The following is a 26,792-nucleotide window of genomic DNA, read 5'->3' as shown; positions in this document are numbered from 1 at the left end:
AAGATGAATAGAAAAATTACAACTATACAAGCCAATAAGGACCTTAGTCGTCAGTCAAAACTACCTAGTATAAAAAAGAAAAAGGTCGCAGGTTACGCCAGAGTATCGACAGATAATGAAGATCAAACAAGTTCTTATGAAACTCAAATGAAGTATTATGAAGAGTACATATCAAGTAGAAAAGATTGGGAGTTTGTGAAGATGTATTCAGATGAGGGAATAAGTGGAACAAATACAAAAAAACGTCTAGGGTTTCAAGAAATGGTAAATGATGCACTAGCAGGTAAGATAGACCTCATATTAACAAAAAGTGTAAGTAGGTTCGCAAGAAATACGGTGGATTCACTATCAACTGTAAGAAAACTAAAAGATGTTGGAGTAGAGATATACTTCGAAAAAGAAAACATCTGGACATTTGATTCAAAGGGTGAATTGCTTATTACAATAATGAGCTCCCTAGCACAAGAAGAAAGTAGATCAATATCAGAAAATATAACATGGTCTAAGAGAAAACAAGCTGCTGAAGGTAAGGTTACGTTTCCATACAATAATGTATTAGGGTTTAAACCAAAAGAGGATGGAGGATTTGAAGTAGATAAAGAGCAAGCCAGAATAGTAAGATACATATTTGGACAGTTCTTATCAGGAAAAAATCCTAATCAAATAGCAAAGCATCTAACTGAAAATAAAATATCGACACCAAGAGGAAAAGAAAAATGGAGTTATAGCAGTGTAAGAAGTATTTTAACAAACGAAAAATATAAAGGTGATGCCTTACTTCAAAAATACTATATAGCAGACTTCTTAAACAAGACTCAGAAAAGGAACAACGGAGAGCTACCTCAGTATTATGTAGAAAATAGCCATGAAGCAATAATTGATAAAGAAGTATTTGATGCAGTTCAAGTGCAACTAAGCGAAAATAAAAAGTGGTATACAGAGAAAAACTACTTTGGAAAAATTAGGTGTGGATGTTGCGGTAGTTCATACGTGAGACATTTATGGCACTCAACCAATAAATATAAAGAGACAATATATAGATGTAAAGATAAGTATAAAAATGAAGAAAAATGTAATACACCTCATATTAGAGATGATGAGATTCAAAGATGGATAGTATCAGCATTAAATAAGGTAATTGATAATAGAAAAGAAATTATAGGTAATATAAAACTCCTGATGAAGATGATAAAAGAAGATAGAGGGGCAGATGATGAAATCATTCAACTCGAAGAAAAATTAGAAGACATCAGAAATGATGTAGAAAAGTTGATAATAACGAATTCCAAAATAGCACAGGATCAAGAAGAGTACACTAGAAAATATAATAAACTGATAGAAGAGTATAAATTGTTAGAAAAACAATTAGAACAGAGAAACTTAGATTTACTGAGTAAAAACAAGAGAGTAAGAGAACTGAAAATATTTATCGACTCATTAGAAAAACAAGGTGAGTTACTAACAGAATACGATGCTAAGCTATTTAATTATTTGGTAGATACGATAATAATTCATGAAGGAAAAAGAATAGAAATTCATTTAAAAAACGGAGAAGTCATATCAATTTAGGACTTTTTTATATATTGAATTGGGAAAATTATTGTTGAATGAAATATGTAGATAATTGTTCATTTTATCAATGAAAAACATACTCATATTTTATTAATTAATAAATAGAATTTAAATGGTTTTATTTGTTAATAACATTAAAAACTGTTATAATAAAGGTGAAGAGTCAGGAGGTGTTATTGTGAATAGTTATATAACAGAATTCGTTGTGAAGAATAAAAGAAGTCTATTCTTTATAATAATATTTTTTATAATAAATATTATTAGTAGCCTTCCACTTCCTTATTTATCTAAGATAATTATTGATGATATAATAATACCAAAAAATTATGAAATACTATACAAAGTATTATTAATATTTTTAATTATTATTATTATACAGGTATTAGGTAATTATATTTCTAACTATCTATCAATTAAATTAATACAAAATTATATGTATTCTTTAAAAAAAATATTATACAATAAAATCTTTAATTCTAAAGTTAAATTTAATAATATTGATATAGGGAATTCTCAAACTATTTTAACTAATGATACTTCAGTGGTAGCTATATATTCTTACAGTATATTTTGGAGTATTTCAACTAATATAGTGTTGCTGATAGCTTATTCATTTATTATGTTTGCAATAAATAATATACTATTTTTAATAAATGTAATATTAATGCCGTTTGTAGTATATGTATATATGAAAATAGGAGCAAAAATTGAAGAAAAAACAACAGAATTATAATTAAATAAAGATAGTACCTCAACGGTAATATATGAAAATTTATTTAATTCTAGAGAAGTTAAAGTAAATGATATTTTTAATTTTAGAAAAAATAAAATAAATACTATATTTAATCAAAATAAACAATTATCTATAACTCAAAATAAATTAATTTTAATTATGAATACAATATTATCTTTTGTGATTTCAATAGCACCTATAATTATTTTTATTGTAGGTATAACATTTATAAAAAATGGAAAAATCTCAATAGGAGAATTAATTACATTTGTAAGTTATCAAGGATTAATGTTTTCGCCTATACAATCACTTATGCAGAGTTTTTCTAGTTACAAAATATTAGTGGTTTCTTACAATAGGTTAAAATACTTTTTAGAAGAAACCAGAGATATATGTACAACTCAAGATCAAATTGAAAAAAATAATGAAATAATTATAAATAACTTTAGTGTAAAATTTCCTTGGGGAGATTCTTTAAGTGTTCCAAAATTTTCTTGTAGAGAAGGAGATTTGGTTTATATTAGCGGCAATAACGGGGTGGGGAAAAGTTTATTTGCAAATATTTTATCAGGACTAACAGACGATTGTTTAGATTTAGTTGGAAAGTTAACAGTGCCCAAAAAATTAAGTTTATTAACTGGAGAAAGTATTATATATACTGACTCACTCATCAATAATATACTATTGGGTGAAAAATATGATATTGATAAATTAGATAAAATTATTAATATGCTTAATATTAAAACACTTATTGCTAATAAAGAACAAATAATTATGCCTGTGTCACTAAGTTCAGGAGAAAAAGAAAAAATAATTTTTGCAAGAGAATTATATAGAGAACCTAAATTTATTATTGCTGATGAAGCATTTTCTAGTATTGATAAGAAAACTAGAAATAATATAATTAAATATTGTTTAGAAAGGAAAATTTCATTAATAATTATATCACATTACGATGAAATATTAATAAACTTAAGAGAGGTGAAACAATATAAAATAGAAAAAGAAAATAAAAATATATATGTAGAGGAGGTGTAAAAATGTTAGTTGAACCTATAAACCCTAAAATGGTAACTATTCTTACAACTTACAAATGTTCAGCCGCTTGTAAAGAATGTTGTTTTCAATGTACACCTAAAATAGAAATAAGGTTATCTTATGAAGAAATAGAAAATTTTATATTGGAATCATATGATAACTTTAAAGATACTTTAGAACTTTGTGTGTTTACAGGTGGAGAATGTACACTATTAGGAGAAGATTTATTTAAAGCCATAAAATTAGTAAATAGTTTAGGATTAAAGTCTAGAATAGTTACTAATGCGTCTTGGGCAAAAACAAAAAAATTAGCTGATAGGATGATAGATAAGTTAATAGACGCAGGCTTAAATGAAATAAATTATTCTACAGGAGATAATCATCAAGAATGGGTACCTTTTGAAAGCATAATTAATGCCTGTGAGTCTTCATGTGACAGAGGATTAATAACGTTGGTAAGTATAGAAAGTTTTACGGGTTCTACTTTTAGTTACGAAGATTTTGTTAATAACGATAAGGTAAAATCTATAAAAGAAAAGACGGGATGTCTTTCAGAAGTTAAAGCTTCTTGGATTTCATTGAAAAATCCAAAAACAATTGAAAAAAGTGGAAGAAAATTGGATGAGAATTATAATTATAAGCCTTGTGATGCTATTTTAAATTTTTTAGGGATAAATCCATTAGGAAATGTCATAAATTGTTGTGGTCTTACAATGGAATATATACCATCTATGAAAGCAGGAAAATATAAAAAAGGTACATTAAAAGAAATGTATTATAATAATTTTAATGATTTTATGAAAATATGGCTAAAGGTTAGTGGAGCAGAAAAAATATTATATTTTGCTTATCAAAAAAATAATAAATTAGAGAAATATATTAAAAATATAGTTCATCCATGTCAAGCATGTGCCATAATTTATAGAAATCCTGAAGTTAGAGAAACCTTAAATAATCACTATAAAGAAATAGTAACATCAATACTTGTAAAGTATGAAAATATGAGAAATAGTAGTTATAATTTAAATATTTAAGGAGGAAACAAATATGTTTAGTAATGATACAATATTTGGAACACCAGATTATTTAGAAAAAGTAAATGAAGAAGATTTTACATTAAATATAGAAAATGTAAGTAGTAATAATATAAGTGAAATAATAGGAATATTAGAAAAAACTGATGTATATGAATTAGATAATATTCAAACTAAGTATAAATTGGATGATGGTATTATATATGAGTATAAGCTAAAAAAAGATAGAGTATTGTTAGAATATATAAAAGAAAAAAATTATAAAGAGATATATAAGAGGCTGGAAGATTTAGAAGTAATACCAAAAAGAAATTTATATAAAAATGCATATTCAAAAATATTAAAAATACAAGCAGGGGATGAAGAACCTACTCCGCAGTCAGCTGTATATGTCTTTCCGGTAGCTGGAGTATTTGTTTTTGTTGGAGCTGTATACGCAGTACTTGTTCACAGTGCAGGAGCGGCTGTTAATGTCGGAGCAGGGGCAAACCTTTGGGTAGAGGTTAGCATAAAGTTTAAAGTCTATGGATATAGTATTGAATCTAAATTACTTACTCTTATTAAAGAATTATTTCCTAAGTTTAGTTTTTCAAATGTAGATTTAGATAAATATATGAATAAAAAGGAACAAGAAAACAACTTATTTAAATTTATAATATATGAATCTTCAGAAAAAATGAAAAATGAGCTTATTAGCCAAAAATATGAATATAATCTTCCATATAAAAATTGTTTAGATTTAATAAATTAAGGTGAGTGAAATGACAAGAAAGAAATATATATGTTTAATAATAGTGATAGGGATTTCTATATTTATATCTTATTTTTTTATAAGTGATATACGTGAATGGGCTGTAATAACTAATGTATTTTTAGCTAGTTTTCTTATATATACATCGTATCTTTTATTTTATAAAAAGAGTTATAATTTATTGGCTGGTATGACGGAAGAAGAATTGAAAAAATCTGAAAGTGATATAGAAATAAGACTTAAGTATGAAAAAGGTGCGAAAATTATGGGGGTAATTTCTTTTATTGGAGGACTTTTTGTACTGTATATATTATACTCGTCTTTGAAATTATAATAATTTTTAAGATGTTTATAGAATTACTAACGAAACAAGAACACATGGTCACAGCGTTTGATGAGAAACTGTTCAATATATTAGTTGAAAAAAATGGTTATATATACGAAAGATAAAGCAGAAGTCCACTTCAAAAATGGTCAGGTCATAGAAATATGATCTGACTGTTTTTATGAATGGAATGAAACATTCATTTTATGATATAATATAAAAGATTAACAGAGATGAGAAATAATGAGGGTTGCCTAAATCGTTAAAAAGTGTGGCACAAAGTAGCGATAAACGAAAGATATCACTACGGAGTTAGTAAGGGAACTAGCTTGCTCACCAAATAGTGGCGAGCGTATGAGATTGAGATGATTTATCATCCAATCGAATTGTTCCGTTGCACCCCCTAAGAGGGTTTTGCACCCCCTAGTGATAAAAAAAGGAGCTTTTGTATGATAAAATTAGTTGTTACAGATATAGATGATACGTTAGTAAATAGTAGAAACGAAATTTCTAAAAAAAATAGAGAAGTAATAGAAAAATGTAAGGAGCAAGATATAAAAGTTATTTTAGCTTCAGGAAGACCAGATTTTGGTATGATGAAGATAGTTGAAGATTTAAAACTAGATAGTTATGATAATTATCTACTATCATATAACGGAGCAAGAATAGCTAATCTAAAAACTGGAGAAGTTGTTTATGAAAAATTCTTATCACCGGAAAGAATTAAATTTTTAATAGATAAAGCACTGGAAAACGATTGTGATATTCTAACATATCAAAATGGCGATGTGTTAACAAATCGTGATAATGAATATGCACGTGTAGAAGTAGGGTTGGTAGGAGCAAAACTTATAATTGCTGAAAACATGAAAGAGCACATAAAAGAAGGTGCAGCTAAGGTAATTATATTAAAACACCCTGGCGAAGCACAAGCTGTTAAAGAAAAACTTCAAAAAGAGTTAGGTGATGAGTACGAAGTAGCAACTTCAAAACCATTTTTTATAGAAGTTAATGACAAAGGTATTTCTAAAGGGAACTCACTAGACGCACTATGTAAAAAACTAGGCCTAACTAAAGACAATGTAATGGCTCTTGGAGATGGACTTAATGATTTAAGTATGATAGAGTTTGCTGGTATGGGTGTTGCAGTAGATAATGCTAACCCAGTTTTAAAAGAAGCGGCAGACTTTATATCAAAGAGTAACGATGAAGATGGATTTGCTTATGCAATTGAAAAATTTATTTTAAATAATGAAAATTAAGATAGACGGACGATACAAAGTATCGCCCTTTCTTTTGGAAAGAGGAAAAAATGAAAGTAACATTAATATGTGTTGGAAAAGTAAAGGAAAAATTTTATCGTGATGCGATAAAAGAATATGAAAAGCGACTAGGAGCATATATAAAATTAAATACAATAGAAATAAATGATGAGAAAGTAAAGGTGGAAAATCCATCAGAGATTGCCATTGCTATGGACAAAGAGGGGAAAAATATTCTTTCGAAAATTAAAGATAATCAATATGTTATTACGTTAGAGATTCTCGGAAAAAATCTATCAAGTGAGGATTTTGCAGAAAAAATTAATAATCTTATGTTATCAGGAAACAGTGATGTTGTTCTTGTAATTGGTGGGAGCTATGGCCTATCTGATGAAGTGAAAAAATGTAGTAATTATGCACTATCTTTTAGTAAGATGACATTCCCACACCAAATGATGAGAGTAATTTTACTTGAGCAGGTGTACCGTGCATATCGTATAATAACAGGTGCTAGTTATCATAAGTAGTGAGTCATAACATAATTAATATTAATTGTGTAGATTATCTGGTATAATAAAGATAAGGAATAATATTTGTTGATGTATTAGAGAGCTTTTATATATAGTTAGTTATAAAGGAGGATTTTATTATGTTAAATGGATTATTTGCAATAATTTTCTTTATAGTAATCTTAATTGGATATGTAATCTCTGTATATTTTTCAACGATAATGTTTGAGATGTTAGGGGTTAGAACTAGTTTAGCATTTATCCCTTTTTATAATACATATCTTATCTATAAAGAATATCAAGGTCGAGTTTGGAAGAAAAATTGGGGTGTATTATATAATATAATTTTTATAATAGTCACTCTTTGTGTTTTTTCAAAAGTTTTAACTATATTAATAATATCTTTTTTAGGACCATTAACTATTATAGTAATACTTGTAACTAGAAGTATTTTTTTAGTAATACAATATTTTCCGGTATTAAAAAATAAACTTTTTAAAGCAGTATTATTATTAAACGTACTCTTGCCTTTTATATTATATTTATTAAATTATAGTATTGAGAATTACCAATTAATTATTAGTGTAAGTTTTATGATAGTGTATTTTATTGGGGCATTTGATATGTGGTATAAAATAAGGAGTAAAAAATATGTGCTTTATGAAAAATTAGATTATGGAAAACTAAGTTATGATGAAATAAGAGTGGAGTTAAAGTCAAGAGGTAGAATGTTAATTCATCCTGTAGAAGATGGAAAAAGTTATTATTTATAATTTAACCAAGAAATGGAAGATAAAAAAGAAGATATAGAATAATTTTACTATTCTACAAAATTAATTAACTAATATACATTATGTGTAGAAATCTTTTTAGATTAAAATAGTGAAACTTTATAATCTAAAAAGATTTTTTTGTTATAGAAGATAAGATAAACTATAATATTTTAAAAAGATTCTCTATATCAGAAGATTAAGAAGTGTTAGAAAATATAACATATATTTAGATAATAAAGTATATTCAAGTATAATAATGAAGTTAATAATTATAAATTAAAATTTCTAACTTTACTTTATTATATTAAGGAGACTTTATTATGAATATAATGGATTTACTTACTAGTCTAAATGACTTTATGTGGTCATACTTTCTAATTGGATTAGTAATTGTTACAGGTATTTATTTTACATTTAGTACGAAATTTGTTCAATTTACTTATATAAAAGAAATGTTCAGATTAATTTCTGAAAAACCAAAAGTAGGAAAAGATGGAGAACAAAAAGGAGTATCAGCATTCCAAGCCTTTACTATTTCTGCTGCATCACGTGTGGGAACAGGAACTATTGCTGGTGTTGCTATTGCGATAGCATTAGGAGGTCCTGGTTCAGTATTTTGGATGTGGGTAATGGCTCTTTTTGGGGGTGCCTCGTCTTTTGCAGAATCTACGCTTGCCCAAGTATATAAAGTGCGCGATAGAAAAGGTGTTTATCGTGGGGGGCCAGCATACTATATGGAAAAAGGTCTTGGTCAAAAATGGATGGGTGTATTGTTCGCGATTGTTATTTCAATAACTTATGGTATTGCATTCAACTCAGTACAAACAAATACTATAGCTCAATCATTAGAGATTTACAATATTAATTCTAAAGTTGCAGGTATTGCACTTCTAGTGCTTACAGTTTTTGTTATTTTTGGAGGAGTGACAAAAGTTGTAAAAATTACTCAATGGTTAGTTCCTATTATGGCTGTTATTTATTTATTTATAGTTTTTATAATTATGATTATTAATTTTGATAAAATTCCAGGAGTATTTAGCCAAATTGTAAGATCTGCTTTTGGTCTTGAACAAGTTGGTGGTGGTGTAATTGGTATGGGGACTTCAATTTTACTTGGGGTAAAACGAGGAATGTTTACTAACGAAGCGGGTCTTGGTTCTACACCGAACGCAGCAGCGACAGCTGATAGTACTCATCCTGCTAAACAAGGGTTTATCCAAACACTTGGAGTATATTTTGATACTTGTTTAGTATGTACAGCGACAGCATTTTTAATTTTGTTATACCCAGGTATAGAGTATGGGAAAGGTAGCTTACAAGGTATTAGACTTACACAGGCTGCACTTACTTCTCAAATTGGAAGTATAGGTACTGTTTTCTTAATCGTAGCAATCTTTTTATTTGGATATAGTTCAGTTATTGGGAACTACTACTATGGAGAAACTAATATTCAATATTTACTACCTAAAAAATGGGCGGTAAATGTATATCGTGTTATTGTATGTATATTTGTGTATATCGGAAGCGTAATGGACCTAGACTTAGTTTGGGGTCTTGCTGATATAACAATGGGTATCATGAGTTTACTTAACTTAATCGCTATTATCGGTCTTTCTGGCGTAGTTTATGTAGTGTTAAAAGACTATGTTAAACAGCATAAGCAAGGGAAAGATCCAGAATTTTACTTAGATAATTTACCGATAAAAATAAATAACGCTACAGCATGGGAAAATAAAAAAGAAGATTAATGAGAATAACCAGTCTATTAGAAATAGTAGACTGGTTTTTTAAAAATATCTAGATATTTATCATAGAGCGATATATTCCTTGCATTCTTTTGTGAATTGTGATATTATATTAAACGTATTTTAATTATAAAATATATGCGATGAGCCGATAAGTAGAAGTTCTTGCGTACCGTAGGATACAGAAAAGAAATCAGTGGTTGAGAGATTTCTCCTAGGCAGGACTTTGAAGTAGACGGTGAGCATTTAGAGTGAAAGGTAAGTAGCTTTAAACGTGGTTAGAGCGTTAATCTTATTAAGTGCTAATTATAATTAGAATAAAGGTGGTACCACGGAAACTTTCGTCCTTATATCAGGATGAAGGTTATTTTTTTATCTAAAATTTAATATATAAGCCACAAATAAACTTAATAAATAAAGTGAGAAATTAAAAATATTTAATAATTAGGAGGAAAAGCTATGACTGAAATGTCTACAAAATATAATCCGACCGAAGTTGAACAAAATCGTTACAATTGGTGGTTAGAAAAAGAAGTTTTTAAAGCCGACAATAAAAGTAATAAAAATCCATATACAATAGTAATTCCACCACCAAACGTAACTGGGAAATTACATATTGGACACGCATGGGATACAACATTACAAGATATGTTAATACGTTACAAACGTCTAAAAGGATTTGATGTACTTTATCTTCCAGGAATGGATCATGCGGGTATTTCGACTCAAGCGAAAGTAGAAGCAAAAATGCGTGAGGAAGGAATTTCACGTTATGACTTAGGTCGTGAAAAATTCTTAGAGCGTGCGTGGGAATGGAAAGAAGAATATGCTGGTTATATTCGTGCGCAATGGGCAAAATTAGGATTGGGTCTTGATTATTCTCGTGAAAGATTTACCCTTGATGAAGGATTAAACAAAGCTGTAACAAAAATCTTTGTAGACCATTATAATAATGGAACTATTTATCGCGGAGAAAAAATTATTAACTGGGATCCAGTTCAAAGAACAGCTCTTTCTAATATTGAAGTAATTCACAAAGACGTAGAAGGTGCATTTTATCATCTTAAATATTTCTTAGCTGACGAAAGTGGAGATTATTTAGAAGTAGCAACTACACGTCCAGAAACTCTATTTGGAGATACTGCTGTTGCGGTTCATCCTGAAGATGAGAGATATCAAAAATACATTGGTAAAACAGTTCTTCTACCAGTGACAAATAAAGAAATTCCAGTTGTTGCAGATGAATATGTTGAAAAAGATTTTGGAAGTGGCGTTGTTAAGATTACTCCAGCGCACGATCCAAATGACTTTGAAGTAGGGGAACGTCATAACTTACCACGTATTATCGTTATGGATGAAGGTGCTGTAATGAACGAGCATGCAGATAAATATAATGGTATGGATCGTTTTGAATGTCGAAAAGCACTTATTGCAGACTTGCAAGAAAGTGGAGTTTGTTTCAAAATCGAAAAACATCTTCACTCAGTAGGGCATTCAGAACGTAGTGGTGCGGTTGTTGAGCCATATCTTTCTAAACAATGGTTTGTTGATATGAAACCTCTTGCTGATAAAGTTTTAGAAAATCAAAAAGATGAAGATGGAAAAGTTAATTTTTATCCACCACGTTTTGAGCATACATTAAATACATGGATGGAAAATATTCAAGACTGGTGTATTTCTCGTCAATTATGGTGGGGACATCGTATTCCAGCTTGGTATCACAAAGAAACTGGTGAAGTTTATGTGGATGTAAATCCACCTAAAGATATAGAAAACTATGTCCAAGATGAAGATGTTCTTGATACTTGGTACTCTTCAGCATTATTCCCATTCTCAACATTAGGATGGCCGGATTTAGAAAGTGAAGATTTCAAACGTTACTATCCAAACAGCTGTCTAGTAACTGGATACGATATTATCTTCTTCTGGGTTGCTCGTATGGTATTCCAGGGATTAGAATTTACAGGAACTCGTCCATTTGAAGATTGTTTAATCCACGGTTTAGTTCGTGATGAACAAGGCCGTAAGATGAGTAAGTCTCTTGGTAATGGTGTAGATCCGATGGAAGTAATTGAACAATACGGAGCCGATAGCTTACGTTACTTCTTAGCTACAAACTCAACACCAGGACAAGATTTACGTTACTCAACTGAAAAAATTGAAGCAAGTTGGAACTATATCAATAAAATCTGGAACGCTTCTCGTTTCGTAATTATGAATCTAGAAGGGTTTGAGTACAATGATATAGATTTATCAGGAGAAAAAACACTAGCTGATAAATATATCTTAACAAAACTTGCTAAAACTATTGAAGATTTCGAAAGATTATTTGAGAAATATGAGTTTGGAGAAGCAAGTCGTATTCTGTATAACTTTGTGTGGGAAGAGTTTTGTTCATGGTATATTGAAATTGCTAAGATTCCATTAAATGGAGAAGATGAAGTTGCTAAGAAAACTACTAAATCTATTTTAGTATATGTACTAGACGCTTCACTAAAAATGCTACATCCATTTATGCCGTTTGTTACAGAAGAAATTTGGCAACACATTCCTCACGTAGGAGACAGTATTGTGACTAGCCAATTAGCTGAAGTAGATTCAAACTTAGTATTTGAAAAAGAAACGGAAGATATGCAATTTATCCAAGATGTAATAACAGCAGTGCGTAATATTCGTAGTGAAGTTAATGCACCTATGTCACGTGAAATACCTATTAAGATTAAATATGCTCAAGAAAACGTAAAAGAAGTATTATTAAGTGGGAGTTCATATTTAGAAAAGTTTGCTCGTCCTAGCGAACTTATCATAGAACGTGAAGTAGAAGCGAGTGAAACTGACATCAGTCGTATTTTACCAGGTGCTGAAATCTACGTTTCATTAAGTGATTTAATCGATGTAGTTAAAGAAAAAGAACGTCTAGGAAAGGAACTAGAGAAATTACAACAAGAATTAGATAGAGTAAACAAAAAACTTTCTAATGAAAAATTTGTTGGTTCTGCTCCAGAAGCTGTTGTAGCTAAAGAAAAAGAAAAACAAGTAGCATATCAAGAACAATATGATAGTGTTAAAGAACGTATTAATGCGTTAGATAATTTAAAATAATAAAATAAAAATCCTTAAACATAAAAAATTATGTTTAAGGGTTTTTGTTTTATAAATAAGTTTATTCATCTTTGTTGTTTTTCTTTTTCCAAAAAAGGAAGATTATAACTAAGAGAATAACAGCAATACCTATATACGCTCCATAATTTTTAACTACTTCACCAGTGTTAGGTAATGTATCAATAGATAATAAATTCATAAATATACCTCACTATTGTTCGTTGTTTTCTGTTTCAGTGCTTTCTTTTAAAACTTCAGTTTCTATTTTTTCTTTAACTTCTTCTATTGTTCTTTCTGCATTATCAGAGAACGTTTGGATTTTTTCTTTAACTTTGTCTGCTTCTAAATCTTCTTTAATATCTTCTACTTTCTCTTTTATTGAATTAACTTTTTGTTTTGCAGTTTCAACAAAATTAGAAATATTCGGTTTGATTTCTTCAGCAACTTTTTTAGCAGAGCCTAGATTTTCCTTGAATTCGGCAGAATACTCACGGATATTACTAGCGTGTTCTTTTATTTCACATGCGTTGTCAGATAACTTTTTTCCATAGTCAACAGCATCATTGTATGTTTCTGTTAGTTTATCTTTTGTGCGATTGGCAACTTTAATTGCATCTTTATATAAATAATCAGCGGCTTCAGTAATTCCATTTTTTTCTGCATAACGAATCATACATCTAGTATAACCGTATGAATCTTTTGCTTTTTTCTTTATAAAGTTAAAATGTTCTTCTAGTTTTTCTGAGTTTTTAGTGTAATAGTTAGCTACTGCGATTCCAGAACCAATTATTAAAAGTTTTGATAATTTTGACATAATACACCTCATTACTTTTTTATTTTATTATATCATATATATCTTTAAATATAAATTAAGTTTTACAAATAATAATCAAGAGGGGCTGCTTTATTAAAATTTAATACAATAAAAATATTGAGTTTCACAACATTTTGTTATAAAAACAGATATATTACACATTATTTAATTTTAATCTTGAAATAATGTGTAATATATTATATAATTATAGTTGTAAAACACAATAAAGGAGGAACAATGAAATTAACAGAGAGACATAAAGCTATAATTGAAATAGTAAAAGAGTTTGAACCAATTACTAGTGATGAAATTGCAGAAAGACTCTCTTTAGGAAAATCTACACTTAGGAATGATTTAGCGGTTCTTGGCATGTTAGAAGTGCTAGAGGCAAAACCAAATGTGGGATATTATTACAATTATAACTTTTTACCAGGGGAGCAAAGAGAAGAAGTAAAAAGGAAATCTGTTAAAGAAATAATGGGGATAGCTATAACAGCTAAAAGTACAGCAAGTTATTCTGAAGTATTATCGAAGTTATTTATTTATGATGTAGGCACTATTTTTATAGTTAATGAAGAGAATCATTTAGTTGGAGTTACTTCTAGAAAAGATATGTTGAAACTAGCAAGAAATGCCGATGCTGATTCATTACCTATAGCACTTGCTATGACACGCGTTCCTAATGTAATTTATATTCATGAGGATGAATTAGTAAGTGATGCATTAAGGAAAATTATTTTGCATGAGATTGACTGTTTACCGGTTGTCAGGGAGGACAATGGTAATAAGATAATCGTAGGTAAAGTTTCAAAAACTACATTGATAAAATTATTACTAGAGATACTGGAGGGTTAAAATGTTAACTGTACACATAATTTCAGATTCCATAGGTAATACTGCGAAAGATGTAGTTGATGCTGCGTTAATTCAGTTTTCTTATGGCCAAGTAAAATATAAAGTTTTAAAAAACTCTAATGTTTGCACAAAAGAAAGAATAGCTTCAATTATAGAAAATATAGCAGAAGATGATGTAGTTGTCCAAACATTAGTAGATAAAGAACTAGCAAAATATGCAAGACAGCTTGCAGAAGAAAAAAATGTTAAAGTTATTGATCTATTAAGTGATATGCTGAATATTTTTGAAGAAAAATTAAAAGTTAAATCTGAGAATAATCCAGGTTTAATTAGAAAAATGGGAGCAGAGTATTTTAAAAGGGTAGATGCATTAGAATTTGCTGTAAAATACGATGATGGCAAAGATATAAATGGGTTTAAAGAAGCGGATGTGATAATTTTGGGAGTATCGCGTACTTCTAAGACGCCACTTAGTTTATATTTAGCAAATAGAAATATTAAAGTTATGAATGTTCCGATAGTCAAGGATCTAATTTTACCGGAAGAATTGTATGAGGCTAAACGTAAAATTGTTGGATTAACGAATTCTGTGGAGCAGCTTAATAAGTTGAGGGGAGAACGACTAAAAGCACTTGGAGTTAATCATGGGACGGATTATACGGATGAGATGCGAATCTTTGAAGAGTTGGAATATGCACTAGGTATCATGGAAAAAATTGGGTGTCCTGTAATCGATGTGCATAACAAAGCAATTGAGGAAACAGCAGAAATAATTATTGGGATTATGAGAGAAAGAGGACTTGAGGTTTAAACAAAATAATTAATTGTTTTAATTAATGGAAGATGAAAAGTTATTTATTGTGACACGGAGAATCACTTTTGTTATAAATAATTTGATAATTAAAAATTATAAAAGTTTTTTAAAAAATATATATAAATTATTTTATGGGGGAAAATGCAATGACAAAAAAATATGTTTATAATTTCAGTGAAGGAAATAAAGATATGAGATCTTTACTGGGAGGAAAAGGTGCAAATCTTGCAGAAATGAAGAGCTTAGGGATAAATGTACCTCCTGGATTTACTATTACAACAGAAAGCTGTAATAGCTATTATGAAAATGGGGAAAGAATAAAACCTGAAATTTTAAAACAAATAAATGACCAATTAGCAACACTAGAAAAAGAAATTGGGAAGAAATTAGGTAGCTTAGAAAATCCATTGTTAGTTTCAGTGCGTAGTGGTGCAGTGTTCTCAATGCCAGGGATGATGGATACAATCTTAAACTTAGGATTAAATGATGAGACTACTATAGTATTAGCGAAGAAAAATAACAATTATCGTTTTGCGTATGATAGTTATCGTCGTTTTATTCAAATGTTTTCTGATGTTGTTATGAACGTTGAAAAATACAAATTCGAAGAAGTTTTAACACGTGTTAAGGCAGAAAATGGCTATGCACAAGATAGTGATATGAATGAAAAAGACTTATTTAAAGTAGTTGAAGAATTCAAAGCTATTTACAGAAAAGAAGTAGGCCGTGATTTCCCAATGAGTGTAAAAGAGCAACTTATGCTTGCAGTTGAGGCGGTATTCAAGTCTTGGAATAATAATCGTGCTAAAGTTTACCGTAGATTACATAATATAAGCGATAAGCTGGGTACAGCTGTTAATATTCAAGCAATGGTATTTGGGAATATGGGAGATAATTGTGGTACGGGAGTATCATTCAGCAGAAATCCAGTAACAGGTGAAGATAAACTTTTTGGAGAATATTTAATAAATGCTCAAGGGGAAGACGTAGTAGCAGGTATTAGAACTCCGAAAAATATTAGTATTTTAGAAGAAGATATGCCACATCTTTATGAAGAATTTGTTGACATCTCTAAAAAACTGGAAAGACATTATAAAGATATGCAAGATATCGAGTTCACAATTGAAGATGGAAAATTATATATCCTTCAAACTCGTAATGCGAAAAGAACTCCTAATGCGGTTGTAGAAGTAGCGGTATCTTTAGTAGAAGAAGGGGTTATAACTAAAGAGGAAGCTATTTTAAGAATAGGAACTGAAGAAATTAATAAACTTTTACATGCAACATTCGAAGAGAAAAGTCTAAAAGGTGCAAAACAACTGACACAAGGGTTAGCAGCATCACCAGGTGCGGCTGTAGGTAAAATATACTTTTCAGCAGAAGATGCAGTAGAAGCTGCAAAAACAGAAGCAGTAGTTTTAGTTCGTGAAGAAACTTCTCCAGAAGATATTGAGGGGATGGTTAGTTCTGAAGCGATAGTTACTCTTAGAGGTGGAATGACATCACATGCTGCTGTAGTAGCACGCGGAATGGGTAAATGTTGTGTTTGTGGATGTCAAAACATGATTATCGATTACAAAGAGAAAACTCTAAGAATTTCTGACTTAGTTTTACGTGAAGGTGATACAATTTCTGTTGATGGAAGTAGTGGTAAAGTTTATCTTGGAGAAGTTGAGAAGGTTGAAGCAACGTTTAGTTCAAGATTTAAAAAATTATTAAGTTGGGCAGATGAAATTCGTCAAATGAGTGTTTTTGCAAATGCAGATAATGAAATTGATGCAAAAGTTGCTTTTGAGTTTGGAGCTGAGGGTATAGGACTTTGCAGAACGGAACATATGTTCTTTGAAGAAGATAGAATTAGCTTAGTAAGAAAAATGATTTTAGCAGCTGACACAACTGAAAGGGTGAAATTCTTAGATAGATTACAACCAATTCAAAGTGAAGATTTCTATAAAATATTTAAGGCTGCTAATGGTAAATCAGTTAATATTCGTCTATTAGACCCACCTCTACATGAATTTTTACCAAAAGATGATAAAACAATAGAAGTTATAGCAGAAGAGCTAAATGTAACAGCATCTCAATTGAAATCTAAAGTAGCTAGTATTGCAGAATTCAACCCGATGATGGGACACCGAGGCTGCCGTTTAGGTATTACTTATCCGGAAATTTATCTAATGCAAGCTAAAGCTATTAGTTCAGCAGCGATAAGAGCTAGAAAAGAAGGAATAGATGTTAATGTTGAAATTATGATTCCACTAGTAGGTTTAGAGAAAGAATTGTCAACACTTAGAGATCAAATAGTAGAATTAGTTGAAAAAGAGATTCATTTGTATAATGCAGAGTTTAATTATAAAGTAGGTACTATGATAGAAATACCACGCGCATGCTTAATTGCAGATAAGATTGCAAAACATGCTGATTTCTTCAGTTTTGGTACAAACGACTTAACACAACTTACTTTCGGTTATTCTAGAGATGACGCCGAGAAATTTATCGACATTTATAAAAAGAAAAATATTCTAGAATCTGATCCTTTTGTTCATTTAGATGAAAGTGGAGTGCTAGAGTTGATGCAACTTGCGGTTCAAAAAGCTCGTGAGACAAAACCAGCTATTAAACTTGGAATTTGTGGAGAGCACGGAGGAGATGAAAAATCAATTCTTCTATGTTCTAAACTAGGTTTAGGTTATGTATCTTGTTCTCCATATCGTGTAATAATTGCGCGTATAGCAGCAGCTAAAGCAGCAATAGGGGATGTAGAAGCTTCTTCAACAAAATAATTAACAATAAATTAATAAACTAGGTAAAAGCGACTTTGAATGATGATTTTCAAAGTCGCTTTTTTAAGTTTAGTATAAGGTGAAATAAATATAATTTAATAGATAAGTGCTACTTAGTAACTAATTTGCGATAAAGGCAGATGAGTTTAATCATAGGTATCGTTATATTACAAATACATTAAATAATTTCAAATATTAATAATATTTAGCTAAGTAAATTGATTTTTTTTTCAATATACATTAAAATTAGTTTAGTATATTGAACTTTTATTTTTAGAAATAAAAGTTGAAGTAAAGGAATAGGAAGTTTAAATATTAAGTAAAGAAAGGATATGTTATGGCAGAAAATAATAACGAGCGTTTATCGAGAAGAGATAAGCATTCAACAGAGAAAAAGACAGTTATGCCAGGTGGATATATATCTAGAAAAAATATTAATAGTTCAAAAACAAATGAACAACAAAGGCGAGCAATAAATGAAGAAGTGATGAGAAGACGTGCTCAAAAACTTAAAAGTAGTCAGCAAACGTCGTCAAATTCACCTCAAGGACAACATGGTTTAGGAGGGAGAGGGGGTAATCCTAACGGAAGAAGACCCCTACCACCAGGAAGAATAAGTAAGCCAAATTTCAATAATGGGAAAAAAGGACTATGGCTGAAAATTTTGAGATATGGTCTATATGCCGCAAGTATTGCTATCATTTCAATATTTTTACTATGTGTATTTTGGATTTATCAAGCACCAGCTTTTGATTCGAAAATATTAGATAACAATAGTAGGACAGTTGTTTATGATGTAAATAATAATGAGGTAGCTAAACTTGGTAATCAAGTTGGTGAAAATTTAGAAGCATCTGATATTCCTGAAAAAATGCAGGAGGCAATATTAGCAACGGAGGATAATAGATTCTTTGAACATGGAGCAGTAGACTATCGCCGATTAGTAAAAGCTGTCTTTTCTAATCTTACGAGTGGTTTTGGTTCTCAAGGGGGATCTACAATTTCACAGCAGCTTATTAAAAGAACGTTTCTAGATGATAATAAGAGTGTAAAACGTAAAGTTCAGGAAGCATACTTAGCTTATAAATTAGAACAAAATTATGATAAAGAGTCTATTTTTACTATGTATGTAAATAGAATTTATTATTCAGATGGTGTTTATGGATTGAAAACAGCAGCGAAGTATTACTATGGTAAAGAATTAAGTCAATTAACATTGCCGCAAATGGCACTACTTGCTGGATTACCTCAACATCCTAATACTTATAATCCATATGATAATGCAGAAGCGGCTAAAACACGTCGTGATACAGTACTTTATTTAATGCAATATCACGGGAAAATTACTGAACAAGAAGCAACTGCTGCTAAAAACACAGATGTACTTGCAGGTATAGTGAAAAGAAATGAAAATGAACGTGTTATTCTTTCTAGTGAGTTTGATAGTAAATACACTTCATATATGAATGAAATAGTTAGAGAACTTAAGAATAGTAAAGAATATAAGGATTATGAAGGAGACGTGCTAAACTTAGGACTTAAGATTTACACTAATTTCGATCCGAAAATCCAAGATTCATTAAGTACAAGTATGAGTAGTAATTTAGTAGGTATAAAACAGGCAAGTAATGTATCGATGGTTGTTTTAAATAATGAAAATAGTGGAATTGCGGCTTTATATGGTGGGAAAAATCAGACTTTCCATGGATATAATATAGCAACGCAAGCGAAGTTACAAGCTGGATCATCAATTAAACCAATTTTGGCTTATGGACCAGCTATTGAGTACTTAAATTGGGGATCAGGGCAAACAATAGAAGATAAAGCAATACCTGGCACTCAAATTCAAAACTGGGATAGACAATACCATGGTAATATTACGATGAATAATGCATTAACATGGTCATATAATATACCAGCGATTAAAGCATATCAGCAAGTTGGATTTGAAAGAGTTAAGCAATATGCAGCTAATGTAGGCATGGAAGTAAAAGATGATTCTATAACAACGCCGATAGGAGGAAGTAGTGATGGTTATTCACCACTTCAAATGGCTGCAGCCTATGTACCATTCAGCAATGGAGGATATTATGCGACGCCAAAAGCTATTAAAAAAGTTTATGACAGTGAAGGTACAGAGATAAAGAGTTTTAGTACTGATGACAGAAAGAGAGTTATCAAAGAGTCTACAGCGTATATAATAACATCAATGTTACGTAACGTAGTTAATGGGACAGCAGCTTATGCACGTATAAGTGGAGCAGATATGGCGGTTAAAACAGGAACTACAACTTTTGGTGAAGCTGAAGCACAAAAATATGGCTTTGATATAAATAACTATTCAAAAGATTCTTGGACAATAGGATACACGAGTAATTATACTTTAGCTGTATGGCAAGGGTTTGATGCTATTGATGGACCAACTAAATTTATGACACAACAAGATACACAAAGAACACAAATGTTATATAGATTGAATATGCAAAATATAGTTCGTATTCATCCGCCTAAAGGATTTAATGTTCCAGGAAATGTTGGTTCAATAGATGGTGGTGTAAGGGTTATTTCAGATAGTGAACGCCGTCAAATAGAAGAGCAGCAAAGAAGAGCGCAAGAAGAAAGAAATCGTTCTGAGAATAATAATTCAGATAACGATGATAAAGATTCTAACACGACGAACAATAGAAATAACAACTCAAATAATAGTGGAAATACCGCTTCTAATAATAGATCAAACAGAAATAACAATAATTCAAATAATGGATAAAGGATAAGAGATTAGCTCTATTATATATAATATGTGATAGAGTTAATCTTTTTTAATTTTGAAAATACTACACAAAAGTTTTTTTTTAGTGTACAATAGAAATTAGAATTTGATGATTATCTAGAAAATACATCAAATTGTTGAATGATGCAGATATATTATAAGATGGATGTGAAGCTATGAAAAAAAAATTAGTAATAATTACGGGAATAAGTGGAGCAGGTAAGAATACAGCGTTAAGTATTTTTGAAAGTCAAGGATATTTTTGTACAGATAATCTACCTGGACTTTTAGTTGAGGATTTTTTACGTATAATTGAAGAAAAAGAGATAGACAAAACGGCTATTAGTATAGATATTCGAAGTAAGCATCTTCATGTTGATTTAAAAGAATTATTTAAAAAAATTCAGCATAATGAATATTTTGACTTAAAGATTATCTTTTTAGATAGTGAAGATCAAGTTTTGGTTAATCGTTATAAAGAAACGAGAAAAAATCATCCATTATCGACAGAATATAGTCTTCTCGAAGGTATAAAACAAGAGCGTCGCGCTATGGATGGAGTTAAAGGTATTGCAAACTACATTTATGATACTACTAATTTAAAGGTAAAAGATTTGCAACAAAAAATATTGGCAGATTTTGGAATAGAAAAGAAAGATAGTTATCATATAACGGTCTCTAGTTTCGGTTATAAATATGGGTTACCCATTGATGCTGATAACATAGTGGATGTTAGATTTTTAAAAAATCCATTTTATATAAATGAGCTTCGTGAAAAAACTGGACAAGATGCAGAAGTGTTCGATTATGTTTTTTCAGATAGTATGACACAGGAATTTTATGAGAAATATAAAGATTTAATAGTTTATATGATTGATAAGTATCAGTATGAAGGGCGAGATAAAGTAGCGATTGCAATAGGTTGTACTGGAGGGAAGCATCGCTCAGTAAGTATTGCTCGAAAAATACATGAAGATATTTCGAAATTAGGATATAAAGTTTATCTTGAACATCGAGATATAGACAAGGGTAGGTAGGAAATGAGAACAAAAGTAAAAGTAGTAACTATAGGTGGAGGAACAGGCTTATCTGTTCTTCTTAGAGGATTAAAGAAGTATCCTCTGGATATAACAGCAATAGTTACTGTAGCAGATGATGGGGGAAGTTCTGGAAAAATTAGAAGTGATATGAATATTCCATCTCCTGGAGATATAAGGAATGTTATAGCGGCTTTATCAGATGTTGAGCCGTACTTGGAGAAGATGTTTCAATATAGATTTGACTCTGGAGAAGTAAAAGGCCATCCAGTAGGAAACTTAATGTTAGCTGCAATGACGGATATTCATGGTGATTTTACAACAGCGGTAAAAGTAATGAGTAAAATACTAAATGTACGTGGTAAGGTATTACCAACAACAAATGATATTGCAACACTTAATGCGGTGTTGTCTACTGGAGAAATTATTCGTGGTGAGTCATCGATAACTGAAGCCGGTGGGATTATTGATCATGTTTATATAACCCCGTCTAGAGTCAGACCTAATGAGGATGTGTTAAAAGCAATTGAAGAGGCGGATTACATTATCATGGGGCCAGGTAGTCTATATACATCTATAATTCCAAATTTAGTAATTTCTAATGTATCAGAAAGAATACGCGAGAGTGAAGCTAAAAAGATATATGTTTGCAACGTCATGACACAACATGGTGAAACGGATAATTATACTGTTTCAGATCATATAAAGGCTATAAATAAACATGTTGAAGAAAATATTTTCGATATAGTTATTGCTAATTCACGTGAGTTCGATTCGAAAGTTTTAGAAAAATATCACAAAGAAAAACAAGAAGCTGTTCGAATTGACTATGAAGAAATAAATAAATTGGGAATTGAATTAATAGAAAATAGAGATGTTGGAATCGTTGAAAATAATGTGATTAGACACAATGCAGAAAAAGTTTCTGAATTAATTTATGATTATATTATAGACGACAAGCCAACAATGATTTATAATAAGAGATAAAGTCAAACAAAGGAGAACAAAAATGCACTTAAATTTTGATTATTCGAAAGCGTTAAATTTCTTTAATGAACAAGAAGTGAAAAATATGGAGGATTATGTGAAAGTTGCACATAATCAGCTGCATAACAAAACAGGGATCGGAAATGATTTCTTAGGTTGGTTGGAATTACCGACTAATTATGATAAAGAGGAATTTGCACGTATTAAAGAAGCTAGTAAAAAAATTCAAAACAATTCTGATGTGCTTGTTGTTATCGGAATAGGTGGATCTTATTTAGGAGCTCGTGCAGCTATAGAAATGTTAAATGATAGTTTTTACAACTTCTATGAAAAAGATCGCAAAACTCCTCAAGTATTTTTTGTAGGTCACACAATTTCTTCAACTTATACGCAAGAATTAGTGAATTACCTGAAAACTACTGGAAAAGATTTTTCAGTAAATGTAATTTCAAAATCAGGGACAACTACTGAACCAGCAATAGCTTTTCGTATTTTTAAAGAATTACTTGAAGAAAAATATGGAAAAGAAGGAGCTCGCGAAAGAATTTATGCAACAACAGATAAAGCACGTGGGGCATTAAAATCACTTGCTGATGATGAAGGATATGAAACTTTTGTAGTACCTGACGATGTTGGAGGACGTTTTACAGTTCTTACAGCTGTTGGATTATTACCAATCGCGGTTAGTGGTGTTGATATTGATAAAATGATGGCAGGTGCTAAGTTAGCACAGGATGAACTTTCTATACCAGATTTAAGCAAAAACATTGCATACCAATATGCAGTAATGCGTAACATTTTACAACAAAAAGGAAAATTAATTGAAATCTTAGTTTCTTATGAGCCGTCAATGGTTTACTTTAATGAATGGTGGAAACAACTTTATGGAGAGTCTGAAGGTAAAGATGGAAAAGCATTATATCCATCAAGTGTATGCTTTTCAACAGACTTACACTCAATGGGACAATATGTTCAAGAAGGACGTCGTATTCTTTTAGAAACAATCTTAAAAGTTAAAACTCCAAACAAAGATATAGAACTTAAAGAAGCTGAAAATAATCTTGATGGGCTTAATTACCTGGCAGGAAAAACTATGGATTTTGTCAATACAAAAGCATTTGAAGGTACATTACTTGCGCATACAGATGGAGGAGTACCTAACTTTGTAGTTGAACTTCCAGATATGAGTGAGTTTACATTCGGATACTTAGTATACTTCTTTGAAAAAGCAGTAGGTATCTCTGGATATATGCAAGGATTAAATCCATTTGACCAACCAGGAGTAGAAGCATATAAGAAAAATATGTTTGCACTTCTAGGAAAACCAGGATTCGAAGAATTAAAAGCAGAATTAGAAGAAAGATTAAAATAGAAGCTAATAAATAAATTTAAAACACACCTCGAAGATTGGACTTGAGAAAAGTCTAATATTTGAGGTGTGTTTGATTAGTTTTTTGTGTTATCTTTTTGCCATTGTAACAAAGGTGAATTTATCTGGACGGTAACTTAAAACACCGTATTGAAGAATATTACCATTCGATAAGTAAGTAATACTTTCAACAACAGCAACCATATCATAGATTCCAAGATCCATATGTTGTTTTTCTTCATCAGTAGCATATCTGAATGAAATTTCACGACGTGAATGTGTGATATTAAGACCAAGTTCAGTTTCTAAATATTTATAAATTGAATTTTCTGCTATATCTTTATTTAAAAAAGGGACTAATGAACGATCAAAATATGAAACTTCATACTCAAGTCGTTCTCCATTAATTGTTCTGCTTCGACTGACGCGATAAAAATCATTGCTTTCATTTGCGCCAAAGATATCCATAATTCTTTTATCACCTTGAATTATATATAGGCTTTCAAGGTTTGTTTTTATTTCGTATTTTCCATCTATATTTAATTCTGCTGAAGTTTTAATATTTCCTAAATAATTGTTTTTAATACGTCCATGTCCTAGAATTAAAGAATTTTTTCCTTTTATTTTTTGTATATATCCATCTAATTCTAAAAGTGATAATGCTTTTCTTATTGTATCTTTTGAATAACCATATTCTCTTACTAAGTCATTTTCACTAGGCAATTCAGTATTACGTTTATAGAAACGTGTATCAATTTTTCCTTTGATATCATTATAGACTTGCTTATATTTACTCATACTCCCTAAACCTTTCTAAAATTTCATCTTACTATTATAAACGTATAGTCATAAAAAATCAAGAGTAACATAAATCTCTTTATAAAAATCTAACATTTACGGATATGTCAGAAGAAAAAAATAAAAGAATTACCTAAATGTATTGACAAGATGAAACGGTTTTATTATAATAATTATTGTTAAGTAGTTAAAGTAATTATAAGTTGTAAAATTTTACGGAGGAGACGAAAATGAGAAGACGTTCAAGTGGGGTATTGATGCATATTACATCACTACCTGGGAAACAAGGTATTGGAACATTTGGGAAAAGCGCTTATGATTTTGTTGATTTTTTAGAAGAGACTCAACAAACATATTGGCAACTTTTACCACTAACAACAACGAGTTACGGAGATTCTCCTTATCAAAGTTTTTCTGCAGTGGCAGGGAATTTAAATCTAATTGACTTCGACTTATTAGAAGAAGAAGGTCTTTTAGAAAAAGTAGACTATGAAGGAGTTAACTTTGGAGATAATCCAGAAAAAGTAGACTATGGATTACTGTTTGATGCGAGAAGACCAATTTTAGAAAAAGCGGTCGCTAATGTTGTTAAAAGCGATAAAGTTTTAGCCGAAATTGAGAAATTTGAAAAAGAAAATGCAAGCTGGTTAGTTGATTATGCTGAATATATGGCAATTAAAGAAAGTTTTGGTTATCAAAGCTTCATTCATTGGGATGAGGATATAAAACGTGCTGAAATAAGTGCCCGCGAAAAATATCGTATAGAGCTACAAGATAGTATTCGTTATTACACAATAACGCAGTACTTTTTCTTCAAACAATGGTTAGCTCTTAAGAATTACGCAAACTCAAAAGGAATTAAAATTATTGGAGATATGCCAATATATGTTAGTGCTGATAGTGTAGAAATGTGGACAATGCCAGAACTATTCAAGGTGAATGAAGATAATGAACCTCTTTATGTAGCAGGATGCCCTGCTGATGATTTTAGCCCTACTGGTCAACTTTGGGGGAATCCAATCTATAATTGGGAAAAACATAGAGAACAAAATTATTCTTGGTGGGTATATCGAGTTCAAGAAAGTTTCAAAATGTATGATGTGCTTCGTATAGATCACTTCAAAGGATTTTCTGATTACTGGCAAATAGACAGTAATGCTGAAATAGCAGCTATAGGAACTTGGGAAGCAGGACCTGGTATTGAACTATTTGAAAAAATAAAAGCAGAATTAGGAGATTTACCAATTATTGCAGAAAATCTTGGATTTATCGATGCTAAAGCCGAAAAACTTCTAGAAGATTCTACTTATCCAGGTATGAAGATTCTTCAATTTGCGTTTCCTGGAGAAGACAACTTAGACCGTCCACATCATTATACGCAAAATAGTGTAGCATACACTGGGACACATGATAATGATGTAGTTAACGGTTGGTATGCTGAATTGGATGAAAAAGGAAAAGAGTTTGTTGATACTTATTTAAACCGTCGAGATGGTGAAAAAATTACAGAAGCAATGATTCGAGGAATTTATTCATCAGTAAGTGACTATGCGATTGTAACAATGCAAGATTTACTAGATAAAGATACTACTAGTAGAATGAACATTCCATCTACAGTTGGAGGAAACTGGGAATGGAGAATGTTAGAAGAGGACCTAACTTCAGAACGAAAAGAGTTCTTGAAAAATATTACAAAACTATATGCAAGAGAGAGAGGATAA

The 26,792-nt window shown here is 30.4% G+C and carries 21 protein-coding genes, 1 pseudogene and 1 other annotated feature; of the genes and pseudogenes, 19 read left to right on the top strand and 3 right to left on the bottom strand.

Annotated elements, in window-relative coordinates:
- The first annotated feature begins 3 nt into the window (after positions 1-3).
- From DQN46_RS06200 to DQN46_RS06150, 11 genes and pseudogenes are all read left to right on the top strand, one after another.
- Positions 4-1,569 carry a recombinase family protein gene (locus DQN46_RS06200; RefSeq protein WP_111743383.1) on the top strand — a complete coding sequence of 522 codons (1,566 nt, stop codon included), beginning with the start codon at positions 4-6 and terminating at the stop codon, positions 1,567-1,569.
- A gap of 115 nt (positions 1,570-1,684) precedes the next feature.
- A pseudogene (locus DQN46_RS08770) lies at positions 1,685-2,545 on the top strand (ABC transporter transmembrane domain-containing protein); the annotation flags it as partial.
- A gap of 48 nt (positions 2,546-2,593) precedes the next feature.
- Positions 2,594-3,343 carry an ATP-binding cassette domain-containing protein gene (locus tag DQN46_RS06190; protein ID WP_317988052.1) on the top strand — a complete coding sequence of 250 codons (750 nt, stop codon included), beginning with the start codon at positions 2,594-2,596 and terminating at the stop codon, positions 3,341-3,343.
- A 2-nt stretch (positions 3,344-3,345) separates the two neighbouring features.
- Positions 3,346-4,377, top strand: a complete 1,032-nt coding sequence (locus DQN46_RS06185; protein WP_111743380.1) for a radical SAM protein — start codon at positions 3,346-3,348, stop codon at positions 4,375-4,377.
- Between the two features lie 13 nt (positions 4,378-4,390).
- Entirely contained in the window at positions 4,391-5,128 is a 738-nt protein-coding gene (locus DQN46_RS06180; RefSeq protein ID WP_111743379.1) for a hypothetical protein, read from the top strand.
- A 10-nt stretch (positions 5,129-5,138) separates the two neighbouring features.
- Complete coding sequence (locus tag DQN46_RS06175) at positions 5,139-5,462, top strand: hypothetical protein (RefSeq protein ID WP_111743378.1); 324 nt, start codon at positions 5,139-5,141, stop codon at positions 5,460-5,462.
- 440 nt (positions 5,463-5,902) lie between these two features.
- The gene (locus DQN46_RS06170) at positions 5,903-6,715 is read left to right on the top strand and encodes a Cof-type HAD-IIB family hydrolase (RefSeq protein WP_111743377.1); all 813 of its coding nucleotides are present in this window, start codon (positions 5,903-5,905) and stop codon (positions 6,713-6,715) included.
- 50 nt (positions 6,716-6,765) lie between these two features.
- Positions 6,766-7,242, top strand: a complete 477-nt coding sequence (gene rlmH, locus DQN46_RS06165) for a 23S rRNA (pseudouridine(1915)-N(3))-methyltransferase RlmH (protein ID WP_111743376.1) — start codon at positions 6,766-6,768, stop codon at positions 7,240-7,242.
- A 122-nt stretch (positions 7,243-7,364) separates the two neighbouring features.
- Positions 7,365-7,997: a hypothetical protein gene (locus DQN46_RS06160; RefSeq protein ID WP_111743375.1), complete on the top strand. Its 633-nt coding sequence runs from the start codon at positions 7,365-7,367 to the stop codon at positions 7,995-7,997.
- Positions 7,998-8,317: 320 nt separating this feature from the next.
- Complete coding sequence (locus tag DQN46_RS06155) at positions 8,318-9,745, top strand: alanine/glycine:cation symporter family protein (RefSeq protein ID WP_425250630.1); 1,428 nt, start codon at positions 8,318-8,320, stop codon at positions 9,743-9,745.
- A gap of 131 nt (positions 9,746-9,876) precedes the next feature.
- Positions 9,877-10,094, top strand: a binding site (T-box leader).
- 107 nt (positions 10,095-10,201) lie between these two features.
- A complete protein-coding gene (locus DQN46_RS06150; RefSeq protein ID WP_111743373.1) occupies positions 10,202-12,844 on the top strand; it encodes a valine--tRNA ligase in 2,643 nt (880 codons plus the stop codon).
- A 61-nt stretch (positions 12,845-12,905) separates the two neighbouring features.
- Here DQN46_RS06150 and DQN46_RS06145 read toward each other — a convergent pair whose 3' ends face one another.
- Both DQN46_RS06145 and DQN46_RS06140 read right to left on the bottom strand, forming a co-directional pair.
- Positions 12,906-13,043, bottom strand: a complete 138-nt coding sequence (locus DQN46_RS06145; RefSeq protein WP_111743372.1) for an LPXTG cell wall anchor domain-containing protein — start codon at positions 13,041-13,043, stop codon at positions 12,906-12,908.
- A 12-nt stretch (positions 13,044-13,055) separates the two neighbouring features.
- Positions 13,056-13,658 carry a hypothetical protein gene (locus tag DQN46_RS06140; protein WP_111743371.1) on the bottom strand — a complete coding sequence of 201 codons (603 nt, stop codon included), beginning with the start codon at positions 13,656-13,658 and terminating at the stop codon, positions 13,056-13,058.
- 237 nt (positions 13,659-13,895) lie between these two features.
- On the opposite strand from DQN46_RS06140, the gene DQN46_RS06135 reads away from it, so the two are divergent.
- The 7 genes from DQN46_RS06135 to DQN46_RS06105 all read left to right on the top strand — a co-directional run bounded on the left by DQN46_RS06135 (position 13,896) and on the right by DQN46_RS06105 (position 24,276).
- Positions 13,896-14,513 (top strand): CBS domain-containing protein, encoded by a 618-nt coding sequence (locus tag DQN46_RS06135; RefSeq protein WP_111743370.1) that lies wholly within the window; start codon positions 13,896-13,898, stop codon positions 14,511-14,513.
- A gap of 1 nt (position 14,514) precedes the next feature.
- Complete coding sequence (locus DQN46_RS06130; protein WP_111743369.1) at positions 14,515-15,324, top strand: pyruvate, water dikinase regulatory protein; 810 nt, start codon at positions 14,515-14,517, stop codon at positions 15,322-15,324.
- Positions 15,325-15,473: 149 nt separating this feature from the next.
- The gene (gene ppdK, locus DQN46_RS06125) at positions 15,474-18,110 is read left to right on the top strand and encodes a pyruvate, phosphate dikinase (RefSeq protein ID WP_111743368.1); all 2,637 of its coding nucleotides are present in this window, start codon (positions 15,474-15,476) and stop codon (positions 18,108-18,110) included.
- A gap of 337 nt (positions 18,111-18,447) precedes the next feature.
- On the top strand, positions 18,448-20,877 hold the full coding sequence (locus tag DQN46_RS06120; RefSeq protein ID WP_111743367.1) for a transglycosylase domain-containing protein: 2,430 nt from the start codon (positions 18,448-18,450) through the stop codon (positions 20,875-20,877).
- A 179-nt stretch (positions 20,878-21,056) separates the two neighbouring features.
- Positions 21,057-21,917: an RNase adapter RapZ gene (rapZ, locus tag DQN46_RS06115; RefSeq protein WP_004632718.1), complete on the top strand. Its 861-nt coding sequence runs from the start codon at positions 21,057-21,059 to the stop codon at positions 21,915-21,917.
- A gap of 3 nt (positions 21,918-21,920) precedes the next feature.
- A complete protein-coding gene (locus tag DQN46_RS06110) occupies positions 21,921-22,904 on the top strand; it encodes a gluconeogenesis factor YvcK family protein (RefSeq protein WP_004632717.1) in 984 nt (327 codons plus the stop codon).
- Between the two features lie 22 nt (positions 22,905-22,926).
- Positions 22,927-24,276, top strand: coding sequence for a glucose-6-phosphate isomerase (locus DQN46_RS06105; RefSeq protein WP_004632716.1), 1,350 nt, complete (start codon positions 22,927-22,929; stop codon positions 24,274-24,276).
- A gap of 87 nt (positions 24,277-24,363) precedes the next feature.
- Here the strand turns inward: DQN46_RS06105 and DQN46_RS06100 are convergent, their stop codons facing one another.
- The gene (locus DQN46_RS06100; RefSeq protein ID WP_111743366.1) at positions 24,364-25,071 is read right to left on the bottom strand and encodes a UTRA domain-containing protein; all 708 of its coding nucleotides are present in this window, start codon (positions 25,069-25,071) and stop codon (positions 24,364-24,366) included.
- 230 nt (positions 25,072-25,301) lie between these two features.
- Between DQN46_RS06100 and malQ the strand changes: the two genes are divergently transcribed.
- Positions 25,302-26,792, top strand: coding sequence for a 4-alpha-glucanotransferase (malQ, locus tag DQN46_RS06095; RefSeq protein ID WP_111743365.1), 1,491 nt, complete (start codon positions 25,302-25,304; stop codon positions 26,790-26,792).

This window comes from Gemella morbillorum (genome assembly GCF_900476045.1).
GTDB classification, from domain to species: domain Bacteria; phylum Bacillota; class Bacilli; order Staphylococcales; family Gemellaceae; genus Gemella; species Gemella morbillorum.
Note: the sequence above shows the minus strand (reverse complement) of the source record. Positions and strands in the feature narration are given on the sequence as shown.